Annotated in this window: 14 protein-coding genes; 4 read left to right on the top strand and 10 right to left on the bottom strand. The window is 72.5% G+C overall.

The features are described 5' to 3' along the window. Window position 1 precedes the first annotated feature (1 nt). Genes ACFWE2_RS13570 through argC form a run of 6 tightly spaced genes read right to left on the bottom strand, consistent with a single transcriptional unit; the run spans window position 2 to window position 5948 of the window. Window positions 2–520, bottom strand: coding sequence for an arginine repressor (locus tag ACFWE2_RS13570; RefSeq protein WP_377224753.1), 519 nt, complete (start codon window positions 518–520; stop codon window positions 2–4). Then, a complete protein-coding gene (gene argF, locus ACFWE2_RS13565) occupies window positions 520–1449 on the bottom strand; it encodes an ornithine carbamoyltransferase (protein WP_377224752.1) in 930 nt (309 codons plus the stop codon). Before argF ends, ACFWE2_RS13570 begins: the two co-directional genes overlap by 1 nt. Further along, window positions 1446–2744: an acetylornithine transaminase gene (locus ACFWE2_RS13560; protein ID WP_377224751.1), complete on the bottom strand. Its 1299-nt coding sequence runs from the start codon at window positions 2742–2744 to the stop codon at window positions 1446–1448. Before ACFWE2_RS13560 ends, argF begins: the two co-directional genes overlap by 4 nt. Then, window positions 2741–3667 (bottom strand): acetylglutamate kinase, encoded by a 927-nt coding sequence (gene argB, locus ACFWE2_RS13555; protein ID WP_377224750.1) that lies wholly within the window; start codon window positions 3665–3667, stop codon window positions 2741–2743. Before argB ends, ACFWE2_RS13560 begins: the two co-directional genes overlap by 4 nt. Beyond that, complete coding sequence (gene argJ, locus ACFWE2_RS13550) at window positions 3664–4860, bottom strand: bifunctional glutamate N-acetyltransferase/amino-acid acetyltransferase ArgJ (protein WP_377224749.1); 1197 nt, start codon at window positions 4858–4860, stop codon at window positions 3664–3666. Before argJ ends, argB begins: the two co-directional genes overlap by 4 nt. After that, a complete protein-coding gene (gene argC, locus ACFWE2_RS13545; protein ID WP_377224748.1) occupies window positions 4857–5948 on the bottom strand; it encodes an N-acetyl-gamma-glutamyl-phosphate reductase in 1092 nt (363 codons plus the stop codon). Before argC ends, argJ begins: the two co-directional genes overlap by 4 nt. A gap of 80 nt (window positions 5949–6028) precedes the next feature. Here argC and ACFWE2_RS13540 point away from each other — a divergent pair, with 80 nt between their 5' ends. The 3 genes from ACFWE2_RS13540 to ACFWE2_RS13530 all read left to right on the top strand — a co-directional run bounded on the left by ACFWE2_RS13540 (window position 6029) and on the right by ACFWE2_RS13530 (window position 9453). Then, window positions 6029–7012 (top strand): quinone oxidoreductase family protein, encoded by a 984-nt coding sequence (locus tag ACFWE2_RS13540; RefSeq protein ID WP_377224747.1) that lies wholly within the window; start codon window positions 6029–6031, stop codon window positions 7010–7012. Between the two features lie 194 nt (window positions 7013–7206). Further along, window positions 7207–8571, top strand: a complete 1365-nt coding sequence (locus ACFWE2_RS13535) for a family 43 glycosylhydrolase (protein ID WP_377224746.1) — start codon at window positions 7207–7209, stop codon at window positions 8569–8571. 123 nt (window positions 8572–8694) lie between these two features. After that, window positions 8695–9453, top strand: a complete 759-nt coding sequence (locus tag ACFWE2_RS13530) for a methyltransferase domain-containing protein (RefSeq protein WP_377224745.1) — start codon at window positions 8695–8697, stop codon at window positions 9451–9453. A 43-nt stretch (window positions 9454–9496) separates the two neighbouring features. Here ACFWE2_RS13530 and ACFWE2_RS13525 read toward each other — a convergent pair whose 3' ends face one another. Further along, on the bottom strand, window positions 9497–9922 hold the full coding sequence (locus tag ACFWE2_RS13525) for an SRPBCC family protein (RefSeq protein ID WP_377224744.1): 426 nt from the start codon (window positions 9920–9922) through the stop codon (window positions 9497–9499). Between the two features lie 147 nt (window positions 9923–10069). Here ACFWE2_RS13525 and ACFWE2_RS13520 point away from each other — a divergent pair, with 147 nt between their 5' ends. After that, window positions 10070–10849, top strand: a complete 780-nt coding sequence (locus ACFWE2_RS13520; protein ID WP_377224743.1) for an LLM class F420-dependent oxidoreductase — start codon at window positions 10070–10072, stop codon at window positions 10847–10849. Between the two features lie 10 nt (window positions 10850–10859). Here ACFWE2_RS13520 and ACFWE2_RS13515 read toward each other — a convergent pair whose 3' ends face one another. From ACFWE2_RS13515 to ACFWE2_RS13505, 3 genes are all read right to left on the bottom strand, one after another. Continuing rightward, complete coding sequence (locus tag ACFWE2_RS13515) at window positions 10860–12710, bottom strand: glycoside hydrolase family 15 protein (RefSeq protein WP_377224742.1); 1851 nt, start codon at window positions 12708–12710, stop codon at window positions 10860–10862. Between the two features lie 125 nt (window positions 12711–12835). Further along, a complete protein-coding gene (locus ACFWE2_RS13510; protein ID WP_377224741.1) occupies window positions 12836–14101 on the bottom strand; it encodes a hypothetical protein in 1266 nt (421 codons plus the stop codon). A gap of 97 nt (window positions 14102–14198) precedes the next feature. Further along, the coding region (locus tag ACFWE2_RS13505; RefSeq protein ID WP_377224740.1) for an SDR family NAD(P)-dependent oxidoreductase at window positions 14199–14954 on the bottom strand (756 nt) is incomplete at its 5' end.

The raw sequence follows: 14954 nt of genomic DNA, 5'->3' as shown, positions 1-14954 counted from the left end.
TTCAGGTGCTCAGCGCGAGGAAGCGGCCCGCCAGCGCGGCGCCGTCGGCGTCCCGCGCGATGACGAGGATGGTGTCGTCGCCGGCGATGGTGCCGAGCATCCCCGGGAACACCGAGTGGTCGATCGCCGAGGCCAGCAGGTTCGCTGCCCCCGGCGGGGTTCGGAGGACGACGAGGTTGCCGGACGACTCCGCGGAGACCAGCAGCTCCTTGGCGAGCCGGGTCAGCCGCGCCGACAGGTACTCCTCGCTCGCGTCCGACTGCGTGCTGCGGTCCCCGCCCTCACCCGGGACGGCGTAGACGAGGGTGCCGTCCGAGCCGCGCACCTTCTCGGCCTGCAGCTCGATCAGGTCGCGCGAGAGGGTGCCCTGCGTGACGCTCACGCCGTCGGCCGCCAGCGCCTCGGCCAGCTCCGCCTGGGAGTGGATGGCGTTGCGCGTCACGATCTCGGTGATCCGGGCGTGCCGGGCCGCCTTCGTCGTCGCGGTGGTCGCGGTCGTCGCCGTCTGCTTGATGACCATCAGCCCTGCCCCAGCAGCCAGGTCAGCAGCGCCTTCTGCGCGTGCAGCCGGTTCTCCGCCTCGTCCCACACAACGCTCTGCGGGCCGTCGATGACGTCGGCGGTGATCTCCTTGCCGCGGTAGGCGGGCAGGCAGTGCAGCACGAGCGCGCCCTCGGCGGCGCCCGCGAGCAGGTTCGCGTTCAGCTGGTAGTCCCAGAACGGCTTGGCCCGCTCCTCGGCCTGCGCCTCGTCACCCATCGAGACCCAGGTGTCGGTGGCCACGACGTCCGCCCCCGCCACGGCCTCCTCGGCGGACGTCGTCACCGTCACCGAGCCCCCCGTCCCACCGGCGATCTCGTGCGCACGGGCGACCACGGCGGCGTCGGGCAGATAGCCCTCCGGGCCCGCGATCCGCACGTGCATGCCCGCCGTCACGCAGCCCAGCAGGTAGGAGTTGCCCATGTTGTTCGCGGCATCACCCACGTAGGCGAACGTCGTGCCCGGCAGGGTGTCGAGCCCCCGGTGCTGCGCCACCGTGAGCAGGTCGGCGAGGATCTGGCACGGGTGGAAGTCGTCGGTGAGCGCGTTGATGACCGGCACGCGCGAGACCGCGGCCATCTCCTCGATGCGGTCCTGGCCGAACGTGCGCCACGCGATCGCGGAGACCTGCCGGTCGAGCACGCGGGTGGTGTCCGCGATGGACTCGCGGACGCCGATCTTGGCCAGGTTGCCGTCGACCACGAGCGGGAACCCGCCGAGCTCCGCGATACCCGCCGCGAACGACACCTGGGTGCGCAGCGTCGGCTTGTCCGTGATGAACGCGACCGCACGCGGGCCCTCCAGGGGACGCCGGGCGAACCGGTCCTCGCGCAGGGCGAGGCCGAGCTCCAGGACCGTCCTCTGCTCGGCGGGCGTCAGGTCGTCGTCGCGCAGGAAGTGGCGGGTCATGCGGGGGTCTCCTCGGTCTCGACAGGCTCGGCCAGCGTCGCGAAGAAGCGGGCTGCCTCGACGGCCTGGTCCTCGGTCAGGATCAGGGGCGGGGCGAGCCGGATCGCGTCGGGTGCCACGGCGTTCACGATGAACCCGGCCTCCAGCGCCGCGGCGGCCACCTGCGGCGCCACCGGCTCGTTCAGCGCTACGGCGAGCAGCAGCCCGCGCCCGCGGACCTCCTTGACGAGCGGGCTGCCGCACATCTCGATCTCCTGGCGCAGCAGCGCCCCGACCTCCCGCACGTTGGTGAGCAGGCCGTCGCGCTCGACGACGCCGATCGTCGCGAGCGCTGCGGCCGCCGCGACGGGGTTGCCGCCGAAGGTGCTGCCGTGCTGACCGCGACCCACGAGGCGGGCGGCAGCGCCGTACGCGATCACCGCGCCGACGGGGAAGCCGCCGCCGAGGCCCTTGGCGACCGTGACGACGTCGGGCACGATGCCGCCGCCGATCTCCGGCTGCTGGTAGGCGAACCAGGAGCCGCACCGGCCCATGCCGGTCTGGACCTCGTCCAGGACGAGCAGCGCGCCGTGCGCGGTGGTCAGGCGACGGGCGGCCACGAGGTAGCCCGGCGGCAGGGGGCGCACGCCCGCCTCACCCTGAACGGGCTCGACCACGAGCGCGGCGACCTCGCCGCGCTCGGCGATCGCCTGGGGCGAGAACGCCGCCTCCAGCGCCGCGAGGTCACCGAACGGCAGGTGCTCGACGCCGCCCGGGAGCGGCTCGAACGGTTCCCGGTAGGCGGCCTTCGCGGTGAGCGCGAGGGCGCCCATCGACCGGCCGTGGAAGCCGCCCTCCAGCGCGAGCACCCGGGTGCGGGTACCGACACCGGACGACGACGCGACCCGGCGCGTCATCTTGAACGCCGCCTCGACCGCCTCGGTGCCGGAGTTGGTCAGGAACACGCGTGAGCCCTCGGGGGCCTCGGCGATCCGCAGCAGCGTCTCGGCCAGCGCGATCTGGGCGGGCGTGCCGAAGAAGTTGGAGACGTGGCCGAGCGTGCCGAGCTGGGCGCTGATCGCAGCGGTCAGCGTCGGGTGCGCGTGGCCGAGCGTGTTGACGGCGATGCCGCCGAGCAGGTCGAGGTACCGCTTGCCGTCCGCGTCCCACACGTGGGCGCCCTCGCCGCGCACCAGGACACGCTGCGGTGGGCCGAACGTGTCCATCACGGCGCCCGTGTACCGCCTGGTCCAGGCCGCGACGGAGCCGTTCGCGGACAGGACCGAGCCGTCCTCCGTAGGGATCAGCGTGCTCATGCCGTGGCACCTTCCTTCAGGGCGGACGGCGCGGGGACGACCATCGTCCCGTTGCCCCGCGCGGTGAAGACCTCCAGCAGCACGCTGTGCGGCTGGCGGCCGTCGATGACCGTCGCGGCGGCCACGCCGCCCTCGACCGCGCGCAGGCACGCCTCCATCTTCGGCACCATCCCGGACTCCAGGCTGGGCAGCAGCTCGGCCAGCTCGGGCGCGGTGATCCGCTCGACGAGCGACCCCTTGTCGGGCCAGTCCGTGTACAGCCCCTCGACGTCCGTCAGGACGATGAGCTTCTTGGCGCCCAGCGCCACCGCGAGCGCCGAGGCCGCGGTGTCCGCGTTGACGTTCAGCACCTGGGTCGGGTCGTCCTTGTCGGGCGCGATGGTGGACACCACGGGGATGCGGCCGGCCTCCAGCAGGTCCTCGACGGCGCGCGGGTCCACCTGGACGACGTCGCCCACGAGGCCGACGTCGACGGGCTCACCGTTCACGACGGCGTGGCGGCGTTCGGCGCCGAGCAGGCCGCCGTCCTCCCCCGAGAGGCCGACGGCGACGGGGCCGTGCGCGTTGATCAGGCCGACCAGCTCGCGGCTGACCTGGCCGGTCAGCACCATGCGCACCACCTCCATCGCCTCCGGCGTGGTGACGCGCAGGCCGCCCTTGAACTCCGAGGCGATGCCGAGCCGGTCGAGCATGGAGTTGATCTGCGGTCCCCCGCCGTGCACGACGACGGGCCGCAGACCCACCTGCCGCAGGAACACCATGTCCTGCGCGAAGGCGGCCTTGAGCTCCGCGTCCAGCATCGCGTTGCCGCCGTACTTGACGACGACGAGCGCGCCGGAGAACTCCCGCAGCCAGGGCAGGGCCTCGATCAGCACCTCTGCCTTCTGGTCGGGCCGCAGCCCGTTGACGATGTCGCTGCTCATGAGCTGTACGCGCTGTTCTCGTGGACGTAGTCGTGCGTGAGGTCGTTGGTCCAGAGCGTGATCTCGGCGTCGCCGGCGTGCAGGTCGACGGTGATCGTCACGTCCCGGGCGGCCGCCATGTCCACCTTCTCCCGTGGCTCGTAGGCGCCGCCTGCCTTGCAGACCATGACGCCGTTGACGCTCACGTCGAGCTCGGCCGGGTCGTACGGGGCGACGTCCTCCGGCACGGTGCCGACCTGCGACAGGATGCGGCCCCAGTTGGGGTCGTTGCCGAAGATGGCGGCCTTGACCAGGTTGGACCGGCTCACCGCGCGCGCGACGGCGAGGGCGGCGTCCTCCGTGGTGGCGTTCGTGACGGTGATGGCGATGTCGTGGGTGGCGCCCTCGGCGTCGGCGACGAGCTGGCGGGCGAGGTCGGCGCAGATCTCGGTGACGGCCTCGGTGAGCACGTCGAGGTCCGGTGTCACGCCGGAGGCGCCAGAGGCCATCAGGACCACGGTGTCCGAGGTGGACATGGCGCCGTCGGAGTCGACGCGGTCGAAGGTGACCCGGGTCGCGGCGCGCAGCGCGGCGTCGGCGGTCTCGGCCGGGGCAGAGGCGTCGGTGGTGATCACGCACAGCATGGTCGCCAGCGCGGGCGCGAGCATGCCTGCGCCCTTGGCCATGCCGCCGACGGTGAAGGTGCCCGCCGGGGTCTCGACGGTGCGCACCGCCGTCTTGGCCACGGTGTCGGTGGTCATGATCGCGGTGGCCGCTGCGGTCCCCGCCGCCTCGTCCGCGGCGAGGGCGCCCACAGCGACGGGGATGCCCGCCAGCAGCTTGTCCGCGGCCAGCCGCACGCCGATCAGGCCGGTGGAGCCCACGAGCACGTCGATCGCGCCGATCCCGAGCTCGTCAGCGACCTTCTCCGCTGTGGCGTGCGCGTCCTGGAACCCGCCAGGGCCCGTGCACACGTTGGCGCCGCCGGAGTTGAGCACCACGGCGCGCGCCACGCCGTCCTTGACCGCCTGGCGCGACCACATGACGGGCGCGCCGACCACGCGGTTGCTCGTGAACACCGCGGCGGCGGTGAGCTCGGGGCCGTCGTTGACGACGAGCGCCAGGTCCGGTGTGCCGGACGCCTTGAGGCCTGCCGTGATCCCGGCCGCCCGGAACCCCTGTGCTGCGGTGACCCCCGCTGCGGTGCCGGTCATGGCGCGACTCCTTCGGTGATGAGGCCGGCGGTCTCCCGCAGGCCGAGGGCGAGGTTCATGGACTGGACGGCGGCACCGGCCGTCCCCTTGACGAGGTTGTCGATCGCGGTGACGGTCACTACCCTGCGGGCGGCCGCGTCGACCGCCACCTGCACGCACGCCGTGTTGGCGCCCAGCGTCATGGCGGTGCTGGGCCACTGGCCCTCCGGGAGCAGGTGCACGAACGGCTCGTCGGCGTACGCGGCCTCCCACGCGGCGCGGACCTGCTCCGGGTCGACGCCCTTGGCCAGCGGGGCCGTCGCGGTCGCGAGGATGCCCCGCGCCATCGGCACGAGCGTGGGTGTGAAGCTGATGGTCACCTCGGGTGCGCCGGCGGCCCGCAGGTTCTGCTGGATCTCCGGGATGTGCCGGTGCGTGCCGCCCACCGCGTACGGCAGTGCGGCGCCGAGCGCCTCGCTCGCCAGGAGGTGCGGCTTGAGCGCCTTGCCGGCGCCCGAGTAGCCGTTGGCCAGCACGGCGACGATGTCGGTCGGCTCGACGACGCCGGCCGCGACACCGGGCTGCAGGCCGAGCGTGACCGCCGTGACGTTGCAGCCGGGCACCGCGATGCGGCGCGCGCCGGCCAGCTTGTCGCGCTGACGGGCGGCGGTGGCCAGATCGGTCGTGCCTGCACCGGGCGCCACTGCGTGGATCAGCTCGGGCAGGCCGTACGGCCAGGTGCCTGCGTGCGCCGAGCCGTAGAACTGCTCCCAGTCGCTCGCCGACTCCAGCCGGTGGTCCGCGCCCAGGTCGATGACCAGGACGTCGTCGGGGAGCTCTGCCGCGACCTTCCCCGACGCGCCGTGCGGCAGGGCGAGCAGCACGACGTCGTGCCCGCCCAGCGTGTCCGGCGTTGTCGGTTCGAGGATGCGGTGCGCGAGGCCCCGCAGGTGCGGCTGGACCTCGCCGAGGCTCGACCCGGCGCTCGAGTGCGCGGTGAGCGCACCGATCTCGACGAACGGGTGGGCCGCGAGGAGACGCAGAGCCTCTCCTCCCGCATAGCCGGACGCGCCGGCGACGGCGACTCGGATGGGCTGACTGCTGGACATATTCGGTACTATACATAATTATGCAGAGCGGCGAAACCGGGGAGGCGGCCCCTGACCACCCTGCGACATAGGCTCGCCGCATGCACGCAGTCGTAGCCCGTGAAGCGGGCGGTCCCGAGGTCCTGCAGTACACCGAGCTCCCCGACCCGACGCCCGGTCCGGGTCAGCTCCTGGTCCGTGTCGCCGCAGCCGGCGTGAACTTCATCGACACCTATCGCCGCTCCGGCGTCTATCCCATGCAGTACCCGCACGTGGTCGGCGTGGAGGGTGCCGGGACCGTGGAGGCACTCGGCGACGACGTCCAGGGTTTCGCGATCGGCGACCGCGTGGCCTGGCACGACGCGCCCGGCTCCTACGCGGAGCTGGTGGCGGTCGACGCGGCGGGCGCCGTACCGGTCCCCGACGGGCTGGACCTCACCACGGCGGCCGCGCTCCCCCTGCAGGGCATCACCGCGCACTACCTCGTGCGGTCCACGTTCGAGGTGCGGCAGGGGCACGACATCCTGCTGCACGCGGGTGCCGGCGGCGTGGGCCTGCTGGCCACACAGCTCGCCGTCCTGCACGGCGGGCGGGTCCTGACCACCGTCTCGAGCGCGGAGAAGGCCGCGCTGTCCGCGTCGGCCGGCGCCGCGCACACCGTCGACTACGCGGCGCTGGGCGACCTCACGGCCGAGCTGCCCGCGCTCGTGCGCGAGCTCACCGACGGCCGGGGCGTGCACGTCGTGTACGACGGCGTCGGCCGGTCCACCTTCGAGGCGTCGCTCGCCTCCCTGCGTCCGCGCGGGATGCTCGTGCTGTTCGGCGGCGCGTCGGGTCAGGTACCGCCGCTCGACCCGCAGCGGCTCAACAAGGCCGGCTCCCTGTTCCTCACGCGGCCGACGATCGCCCACTACACGCTCACCCGCGACGAGCTCGAGTGGCGCACGTCGGAGGTGTTCGAGGCCGCTGTGTCGGGCGACCTGGAGGTCCACGTCGGCTCCACCCTCTCGCTGGCCGACGCCGGAGCGGCGCACGAGGCGCTGGAGTCCCGCGCCACAACGGGCAAGGTCCTCCTCGTCCCCTGACCCCGTTGAGTGCTGGATATTTGCGGTCTGGGAGCGCTGAAGCCCGCAAATATCCAGCACTCAACGAGGCGGGGCGCGGGTCGGGTGGTTTAACGTTGGAGCGCGGTCAGAACCAGTTGGAGCCGATGCTTTACAAGCAGTGGGCCAGTCGCGACAATTCACCCGTCGAGTTTTCTCTCGCCCGGAGGTTCAACGTGGTACTTCCTCGCTTCTCCCGCGCAGCCCTCGCCGGCACCGCCGTCACCGCCCTGGCCCTCGGGCTCCTCACGACCAGCCCCGCCGTCGCCACCCCGGACGACGACGTCGCCGTCCAGGCGACCGTGCGCCCGAGCCTCGTGCTCGACCGCGACTTCCCCGACCCCGACGTGTCGAAGTTCGGCGACACCTACTACGCGTACGCGACCAACGAGGGCAAGAACCTGCCCTGGGCGACCGCGCCCGACCCGGACGGGCCCTGGACGTACCGGTCGACGGACGCCCTGCCGAACCTCGGCGCCTGGGCCAAGGAGGGGCGCACCTGGGCACCCGACGTCTCCCGCCGCGCCGACGGCCGCTACCTGCTCTACTACACGGCCTGGCACGCGGCGTCCGGCCGGCAGTGCATCGGCGCCGCCCTGTCCGACTCCCCCGGCGGCCCGTTCGCCCCGGTGGGCACCCAGCCGCTCGTCTGCCCGCTCGGCGCGGGCGGCGCGATCGACGCGTCCAGCTTCGTCGACACGAACGGCGCCCGGTACCTGGTCTGGAAGAACGACGGCAACGCCATCGGCGCCACCACCTGGATCCACGTGCAGCGCACGGCCGCGGACGGCATCACCTTCGAGGGCGGCGCCGTCCAGGTGCTGCGCAACGACCGGGCCGACGAGGCAGGCATCATCGAGGCGCCCGTGATCACCAAGGTGGGCAGCCAGTACGTGCTGTTCTACTCGGCGGGCCCGTACACGACCAACCAGTACGGCACGAACTACGCGGTCTCGAGCTCGATCACCGGGCCGTACACCAAGGCGTTCCGGTTCCTCATGACCACTGCCTCGCTCGACGGCGCGGTGGGCGGCCCCGGCGGCGCCGACGTGCTGCGCGACGGCGGGGGCGACAAGCTCGTCTTCCACGGCCACCGTGCAGCGGGCGGCCGGGGTATGTACGTCGCCGACCTCGGCTGGGCGGGCGGGAACCCCGTGGTGCGGGGCAGCCGGGTCCGGTACGAGGCCGAGCGCGGCACGCTGCACAACTGCTCGGTCCGGACGAACGCCGCCGGCGCGTCCGACGGCAAGGTCGTCGCGTACATCGACCACGCCGACAGCGCCGTCGACGTCGGCTCCATCTACGTACCCACCACGGGCAGCTACTCGTTGCACGTCGGCTACGCCAACGGCTCGGCCGGGACCGCCTCGCACACGGTCACGGTCAACGGGGCAGCGGCCGGGTCCATCAGCTACCCCGTGACCGGCTGGGACAACTGGCGGCAGGCATCGAAGGACATCACCCTCCAGGCGGGCTGGAACACCATCCGGCTGGGCAAGGGAACCGCGTTCACGGAGCTCGACTACATCGAGATCGCGTAGCCGAGGCACCGCCGACCGTGAGCGATCGCGCCCGGAACCACCGCTTGTTCCGGGCACGATCGCGCGGTATCGACGAGAGCCTGTATCTTGATGTCGAGATACTCGATGTCGAGGAGAGTGGTCATGGCGGACTGGAGTCCCAGCGCATACCTGCAGTACACGGACGAGCGCTCGCGCCCGTTCACGGAGCTCGTCGCCCGGGTGCCCGGGACACCCTCCACCGTCGTCGACCTCGGGTGCGGGCCCGGCCATCTCACGGCCGTGCTCCGCGCCCGCTGGCCCGAGGCTCAGGTCACGGGCGTCGATGCCTCCCCCGCCATGATCGAGCGGGCGCGCGCCGCCGATCCCGGCACCGAGTACGTGCTTGCCGACCTCAGCACCGACGACCACACCGCCGACCTCGTCATCAGCAACGCCGCACTCCAGTGGGTACCGGGACACCGCGACCTGCTCACGACGCTCGCCGACCGGGCAGCGCAGACGTTCGCGTTCCAGGTCCCGGGAAACCACGACGCACCCAGCCACCTCCTCCTGCGGGAGGTCGCCGGCCGGGAGCCGTACGCCGACGTCGTCGGACCGGTCGAACGGCGGGCCACCGCCGACCCGGCCGAGTACCTGGACCGACTGGCCAGGCCCGGGTGGACCGTCGACGCGTGGGAGACCACCTATACGCACCTGCTGCACGGGCCGGACCCCGTGCTCCGCTGGATCTCGGCGACCGGCGCCCAGCCAACGCTCCAGGCGCTGGAGGCCAAGGACCCGGCGCTGCGCACCCGGTTCGAGGAGGAGTTCGGAGCGGCGCTGCGTGCGGCCTATCCGGAGCGCGCCTACGGCACGCCGCTCGAGTTCCGCAGGGTGTTCGCGGTGGCGACCCGGGCCTGAAGCCCGGCCCCGGCGCCGACGTCTGGTACCAGGAGGTCTGGCGTCACGAGCCCAGCCTGGCTCGCAGGCCGGCGAGCTCGGTGTCGACGTACCGGCGGGTGCGGCCCATGGTGAGCCTGCCGAGCAGCCAGGCCAGCCCACCGGTCTGCGTGATCGCGAGGGTCACGCGGGAACGGCCGCCGGGCAGGGGCTCCACCAGGTGCTCCGCCTGCGTGGTGACGCCCGGCGCCTCGCTGATCCACGCGAAGTGCCGCGGCGCGTCCCACTCGTCGATCAGCCAGACCGCCAGCGGCATCCTCGGCTGCTCGATCCGCACCTGCGTGCCGACGTCGGGCGGGTTCGGGCCGTCGACGATCGACACCGAGGTCATGGAGGACGTCCAGTCGGGCATGTGCTCGACGTCGGACAGGACGGCCCATACGGCCTCCGGCGAGGCGTCGATCTCTGCGGACGTGCTGTAGTTCGGCATGCGTGCTCCTGTCGTTCCGGTGGTCGCCGACCGGCGGCACACCCATAGTCTCGGCCCTCCGGCACCGCGCGCGACGTGACCGACACGCGTCCTGGACGATCCGCCGGGGCGGGCACCACGGCGTCTGCATCGTCGTAGGCTGCGGGCATGACCGATCGCGCCATCCGTATCGCGCTGCAGCTGCAGCCGGAGCACGCCGACTACTCCACCATCCGCGACGCGGTACTGCGCGCCGAGGACATCGGGGTCGACGTCATCTTCAACTGGGACCACTTCTACCCGCTCCACGGCGACCCCGAAGGCAAGCACTTCGAGGCCTGGACCATGCTCGGCGCCTGGGCCGAGCAGACCGAACGCGTCGAGATCGGCGCGCTGGTGACGGGTATCGGCTACCGGAACCCGGACCTGCTGGCCGACATGGCGCGCACGGTCGACCACATCTCGGGCGGGCGCCTCATCCTGGGGCTGGGCGCCGGGTGGTTCGAGAAGGACTACGACCGGTTCGGCTACGAGTTCGGCACGGCCGGCTCGCGGATCGCGAGCCTCGCGGCCGCCATGCCGCGGATCAAGGCCCGCCTCGCCGCCGGCAACCCGGCACCCCAGCGCGAGATCCCGATCCTGATCGGCGGTGGCGGGGTCAGGAAGACGCTGCGCATAGTGGCCGAGCACGCCGATATCTGGCACAGCTTCGGCGACGCCGACGTCCTGACGACCAAGTCGGCGATCCTCGACGAGCACGGCGCCGCCGTCGGGCGCGACACCGCCAAGCTCGTGGAGCGGTCCGTTGACGTCGACGGCGCGCCGGAGACGACGGGCGACGCCCTCGTGGCAGCCGGGGCGACCCTGTTCACGATCGGCGCGAGCGGTCCGGACTACGACCTGAGCACCGTGCAGGCCTGGGTCGACTGGCGCGACGAGCGCCGCTGAACCCACCGGCTCAGGTGGTCTCCTTCGCCGCGGGCGTGACGGCCACCTGAGCCGTCACGCCCGACTCGACGTCGCGGGGCGTCACCCCGCGGCCGAGGCGCAGCGCGCTGTTGACCAGGCCGAGATGGCTGAACGCCTGCGGCGTGTTGCCGAGGTGGCGCCCGGTGCGCACGTCGTACTCCTCGCTCAGGAGCCCGAGGTCGTTGCGCAGGGTGAGCAGGCGTTCGAACAGGGCGACGGCCTCTTCCCGCCGGCCGATGCCGTGCAGCGCGTCCACCAGCCAGAAGCTGCAGACCAGGAACGTCGCCTCGCTGCCGGGGAGGCCGTCCACCCGGTCGTCGGCATGCGTGTGGTAGCGGAGCAGGAGACCGTCCTGGCTCAGCTCGCGTTGCACGGCGTCCACCGTGCCGACGACCCGCGGGTCCTCCCATGGCAGGAACCCGACCTGCCCGATCAGCAGCAGCGAGGCGTCGAGGCCGTCGGAACCGTAGAACTGCGTGAACGTGTTCCGGCTCGCGTCGAACCCCTTGGCGCACACCTCGGCATGGATCCGGTCGCGTATGGTGCGCCACCGCTCGACGGGCCCCTCCAGCCCCAGCTCCTCGACGGCGCGTACCGCCCGGTCGAAGCCGGCCCACGCCATGACGCGGGAGTGCACGAAGGCGCGGCGCGGGCCGCGCACCTCCCAGAGCCCGTTGTCGAGCTCGTCCCAGTGCTCCTCGAGGTAGTCGAGGAGCGCGGTCTGCAGCCGCCACGCGTCCGCGTCGGTCTCGAGTCCCGCCTCGCGGGCCAGGTGCAGGCCGTCCAGCGTCTCGCCCCACACGTCGATCTGCAGCTGGCCCACCGCACCGTTGCCGATCCGTACCGGGTTCGAACCCTCGTACCCGGGCAGCCAGTCGATCGTGTACTCGGGCAGACGCCGACGGCCGTCGAGGCCGTACATGATCTGCAGGTCCGCCGGGTCGCCGGCGACGGCGCGCAGGAGCCATGCCCGCCACGCGCGCGCCTCCTCGATGAAGCCGGTCCCGACCAGGGCCTGCAGCGTGAACGCCGCGTCCCGCAGCCAGCAGTACCGGTAGTCCCAGTTGCGGGCACCGCCGAGCTCCTCGGGCAGTGACGTCGTCGCGGCCGCCGCGATGGCGCCGGTCGGGGCGTAGGTCAGGGCCTTCAGGGTGATCAGCGACCGGTGCACGGCCTCGGCCCACGGGCCGGTGTAGGTGGAGGCCGCCAGCCACGAGCGCCAGAACTCCTCGGTGTCCCGGAGCGCGGCCTCTGCCTCCACCGGGTCCTTGGTGTCCAGGTGCGACGCGTGATGGGTCAGGACGAACGGCACCCGGTCCCCCGGCCCGACGGTGAACCGGGCGTGCAGCACCGAGCCGTCGGCGACGCCGTCGTGCGCCATCTCGACCCCCGCGTCGATGCGAACGGAGTCCGGGCCCGCCACCGCGCGCAGCGCGGCCCCCTCCCGCGTGACCCAGGGCACGACGTTGCCGTAGTCGAACCTGAGCCGCAGCTCCGTGGTCATCGGGACGGCTCCGCTGATGCCCTCGACGATCCGGACGAGGTCGGCATGGTCACCACGCGGCGGCATGAAGTCGATCAGCCGGACCCTGCCCTCCGGGAGGTCCCACTCCGTCTCCAGGACCAGGGTGCCCTCCCGGTACCGGCGGCTGGTGCAGAGGCCGCCGGCGACCGGGCCCATCCGCCACGAGCCGTGTCGCTCGTCGCCCAGCAGCGCGGCGAAGCACGCCGGGGAGTCGAACCGAGGAAGGCACATCCAGTCGACCGAGCCGTCCCGGCCGATCAGCGCGGCCGACTGGAGGTCCCCGACAATTCCGTAGTCTTCGATTCGAAGCGTCACCGGGCCGAGCCTAGGTTCGGCCCGCCCCACCGACCAGGCGACGCACCGCACGGGTCGGACGCGCGGGACATCCGGGATGACCCGCGCGTCCGCCCAGGTCCCGGCGGCCGGGCGCATCGTCCGGCTCAGAACGACGAGGCGTCCGCCGCGTACACCCACCGGTACCCGGGATACTCGCCCAGCGACCACAGGTAGTCACGGGTCGGGTCGTAGGACAGGTCCTCCGCGCCCACGGTCAGCGCGTTCCCGTGCCGCACGATCGAACCGGACGGCGCGGCGAACGTGTGCAGGTCACCGTCCGAGTTCGGGTCGGAGTGGTTCGAGCCGTCGCTCTGCGAGAAGAAGAACTCGCCGTTGATCGCGGTCGAGCCCTGGACGCTCTCGAGGTCGGTCCGGTACGCCTCGGTCGCCTTGATGATGCCGTCGGAGGCGGGCTTGAGGTACCGGTTCGTGTAGTCGACGGGAACCCGGATCGTCCGGACCTGGGCTCCCGCGTCGACGTCCGCCGCGCTCCGGTACTCGCTCACGATCACGGAGTCCGGCGAGCTCGTCCGGTCCAGCGCCACCGACGAGTGCTGCAGCTGCGCGTACCCACCGACCGTCGAGTCGGTGAACTTCGCGGTCTGCGGCAGCACGTACTTGTAGTCGAACGCGTGGTACGAACCGTCCGGCTGGCGTCCGACGGCCGAGGAGCTGCCGGTCGAGACCTGCCACAGGTGGTCCAGGTCGAACACGCGGAACCCGCCGCTCGTGTCCGCCACGTACAGCAGGTTGCCGTACCACATGATGCCGCCGGCATGGACGGTGACCGGCCTGTACGACGGCGCGCTCGCGGTGCCGCTCGGCTCGACCAGCAGGATGTGCCGGTACGGCGGGGCCGAAGCGCTCGCGGACAGGTTGGACACGCTGATGCGGACGCCCTTGTCGATGCCGTCGTCCGCGTGGTCGTACCAGCTCACGAGGTTGAGGCGCTTGCCGTCGTACGTTCCATCGCCCAACGCATCGGAGCTGGTGGTGATGCCCTGCGGGTACCAGTCAGGGGTGTCCTGGTCGCCCGCGTTCCAGCAGTAGTAGGCGGTGCGGTGCGTGACCGACGGTGCGCTGTCGCAGCTCGGGGTGCGGTTGGCGTCGTCGGCCACCGCTCCCACGGTCACGTTCGGCAGGGCCGAGTCGAGGGCCCCGACCAGGGACGACGACGTCTCGGACAGGGTGTAGCGGAAGTTGCTCGCCGTGAGCGGTGTGACGGCCGCCGCCGACGGACCGGTCTGCTCGCTCGCGGACTCCGTTGCGGCCGCTTGGCTCGCGGACTGCGTCGTTGCGACCGCCTGGCTCGCGGAGGCGAGCAGGACGCACAGTCCCAGGGCGGCGGCTACGGGGCGACGATGGCGCATGGTGGTCTCCTTGCGTGAGGGGACGGGCGCTCTCCACCGTAGGGAGTGCCCGTCCCCGCACACCAGGGCCGCCGGATGAACGTCCCGTGTCGGCGCGTCAGCGCTTGGTGAGCGCGTCCGCCAGCGGGTCGTCGCTGCCCGCCGGCATGACCCGCAGCCGGCGGGCGGTCGCCTCGCCGCCCTGCCGCGCGACGTCGGCAGCCAGCGCCTTGAGCGACTCGGGGGTGTCGTGCGAGACCCGCAGGAACCAGCCCGAGCAGGCGTCGAGCTCACCAGCGGCTATCGCGTTCACGACGTCGGTCACCCGCTCGACCGGGGTCCACCGGGTGCGCCCCTCGTGCAGGGTCATCCCCGTGGACATGTCCGTCCGCACGACGCCCGGCGCGAGCTCGAAGACGCGGATGCCACGCGGGAAGCCGTCGCCGTGGAGGTTGGCGCCCAGCCGGGTCAGCGCCGTCTTGCTCGCGTTGTACGCCGAGTACCCGCCGCCCATCTCGTGCGAGCTCGCGCCGGAGGCCAGGTCGACGACCCGGCCACCGCCGCGCGCGATCATGCCGGGCAGGGCGTAGCGCATGAACAGGAAGGGCGCGCGCACGTTGGTCTCGAAGATCGACCACCACTCCTCGGGGTCGGCCTCCCACAGCGGGTGCTCGGACTCGATGGCGCCCGCGTTGTTGACCAGCAGGTCGATCGACCCGAGCGTGTCATCGGCCCGCGCGACGGCGGCGCGCACCGCCGCCGGGTCCGACACGTCGGCGGTCAGCTCGACCGCCGTCACTCCCTCCGCCCGGACCTCGGCGGCCACCGCCGCGAGGCGGGCCGCGTCGCGCGCGAGCAGGGCGACGTCCAGCCC

Source organism: Promicromonospora sp. NPDC060271 (assembly GCF_042726755.1).
Taxonomy (GTDB): Bacteria; Actinomycetota; Actinomycetes; order Actinomycetales; family Cellulomonadaceae; genus Promicromonospora.
Note: the sequence above shows the minus strand (reverse complement) of the source record. Positions and strands in the feature narration are given on the sequence as shown.

Excerpts from the sequence above, each read along its gene's own strand:
- ACFWE2_RS13570 (WP_377224753.1), bottom strand. The coding sequence starts at position 520 with ATGGTCATCAAGCAGACGGCGACGACCGCGACCACCGCGACGACGAAG.
- argF (WP_377224752.1), bottom strand. The coding sequence starts at position 1,449 with ATGACCCGCCACTTCCTGCGCGACGACGACCTGACGCCCGCCGAGCAG.
- ACFWE2_RS13560 (WP_377224751.1), bottom strand. The coding sequence starts at position 2,744 with ATGAGCACGCTGATCCCTACGGAGGACGGCTCGGTCCTGTCCGCGAAC.
- argB (WP_377224750.1), bottom strand. The coding sequence starts at position 3,667 with ATGAGCAGCGACATCGTCAACGGGCTGCGGCCCGACCAGAAGGCAGAG.
- argJ (WP_377224749.1), bottom strand. The coding sequence starts at position 4,860 with ATGACCGGCACCGCAGCGGGGGTCACCGCAGCACAGGGGTTCCGGGCG.
- argC (WP_377224748.1), bottom strand. The coding sequence starts at position 5,948 with ATGTCCAGCAGTCAGCCCATCCGAGTCGCCGTCGCCGGCGCGTCCGGC.
- ACFWE2_RS13540 (WP_377224747.1), top strand. The coding sequence starts at position 6,029 with ATGCACGCAGTCGTAGCCCGTGAAGCGGGCGGTCCCGAGGTCCTGCAG.
- ACFWE2_RS13530 (WP_377224745.1), top strand. The coding sequence starts at position 8,695 with ATGGCGGACTGGAGTCCCAGCGCATACCTGCAGTACACGGACGAGCGC.
- ACFWE2_RS13525 (WP_377224744.1), bottom strand. The coding sequence starts at position 9,922 with ATGCCGAACTACAGCACGTCCGCAGAGATCGACGCCTCGCCGGAGGCC.
- ACFWE2_RS13520 (WP_377224743.1), top strand. The coding sequence starts at position 10,070 with ATGACCGATCGCGCCATCCGTATCGCGCTGCAGCTGCAGCCGGAGCAC.
- ACFWE2_RS13510 (WP_377224741.1), bottom strand. The coding sequence starts at position 14,101 with ATGCGCCATCGTCGCCCCGTAGCCGCCGCCCTGGGACTGTGCGTCCTG.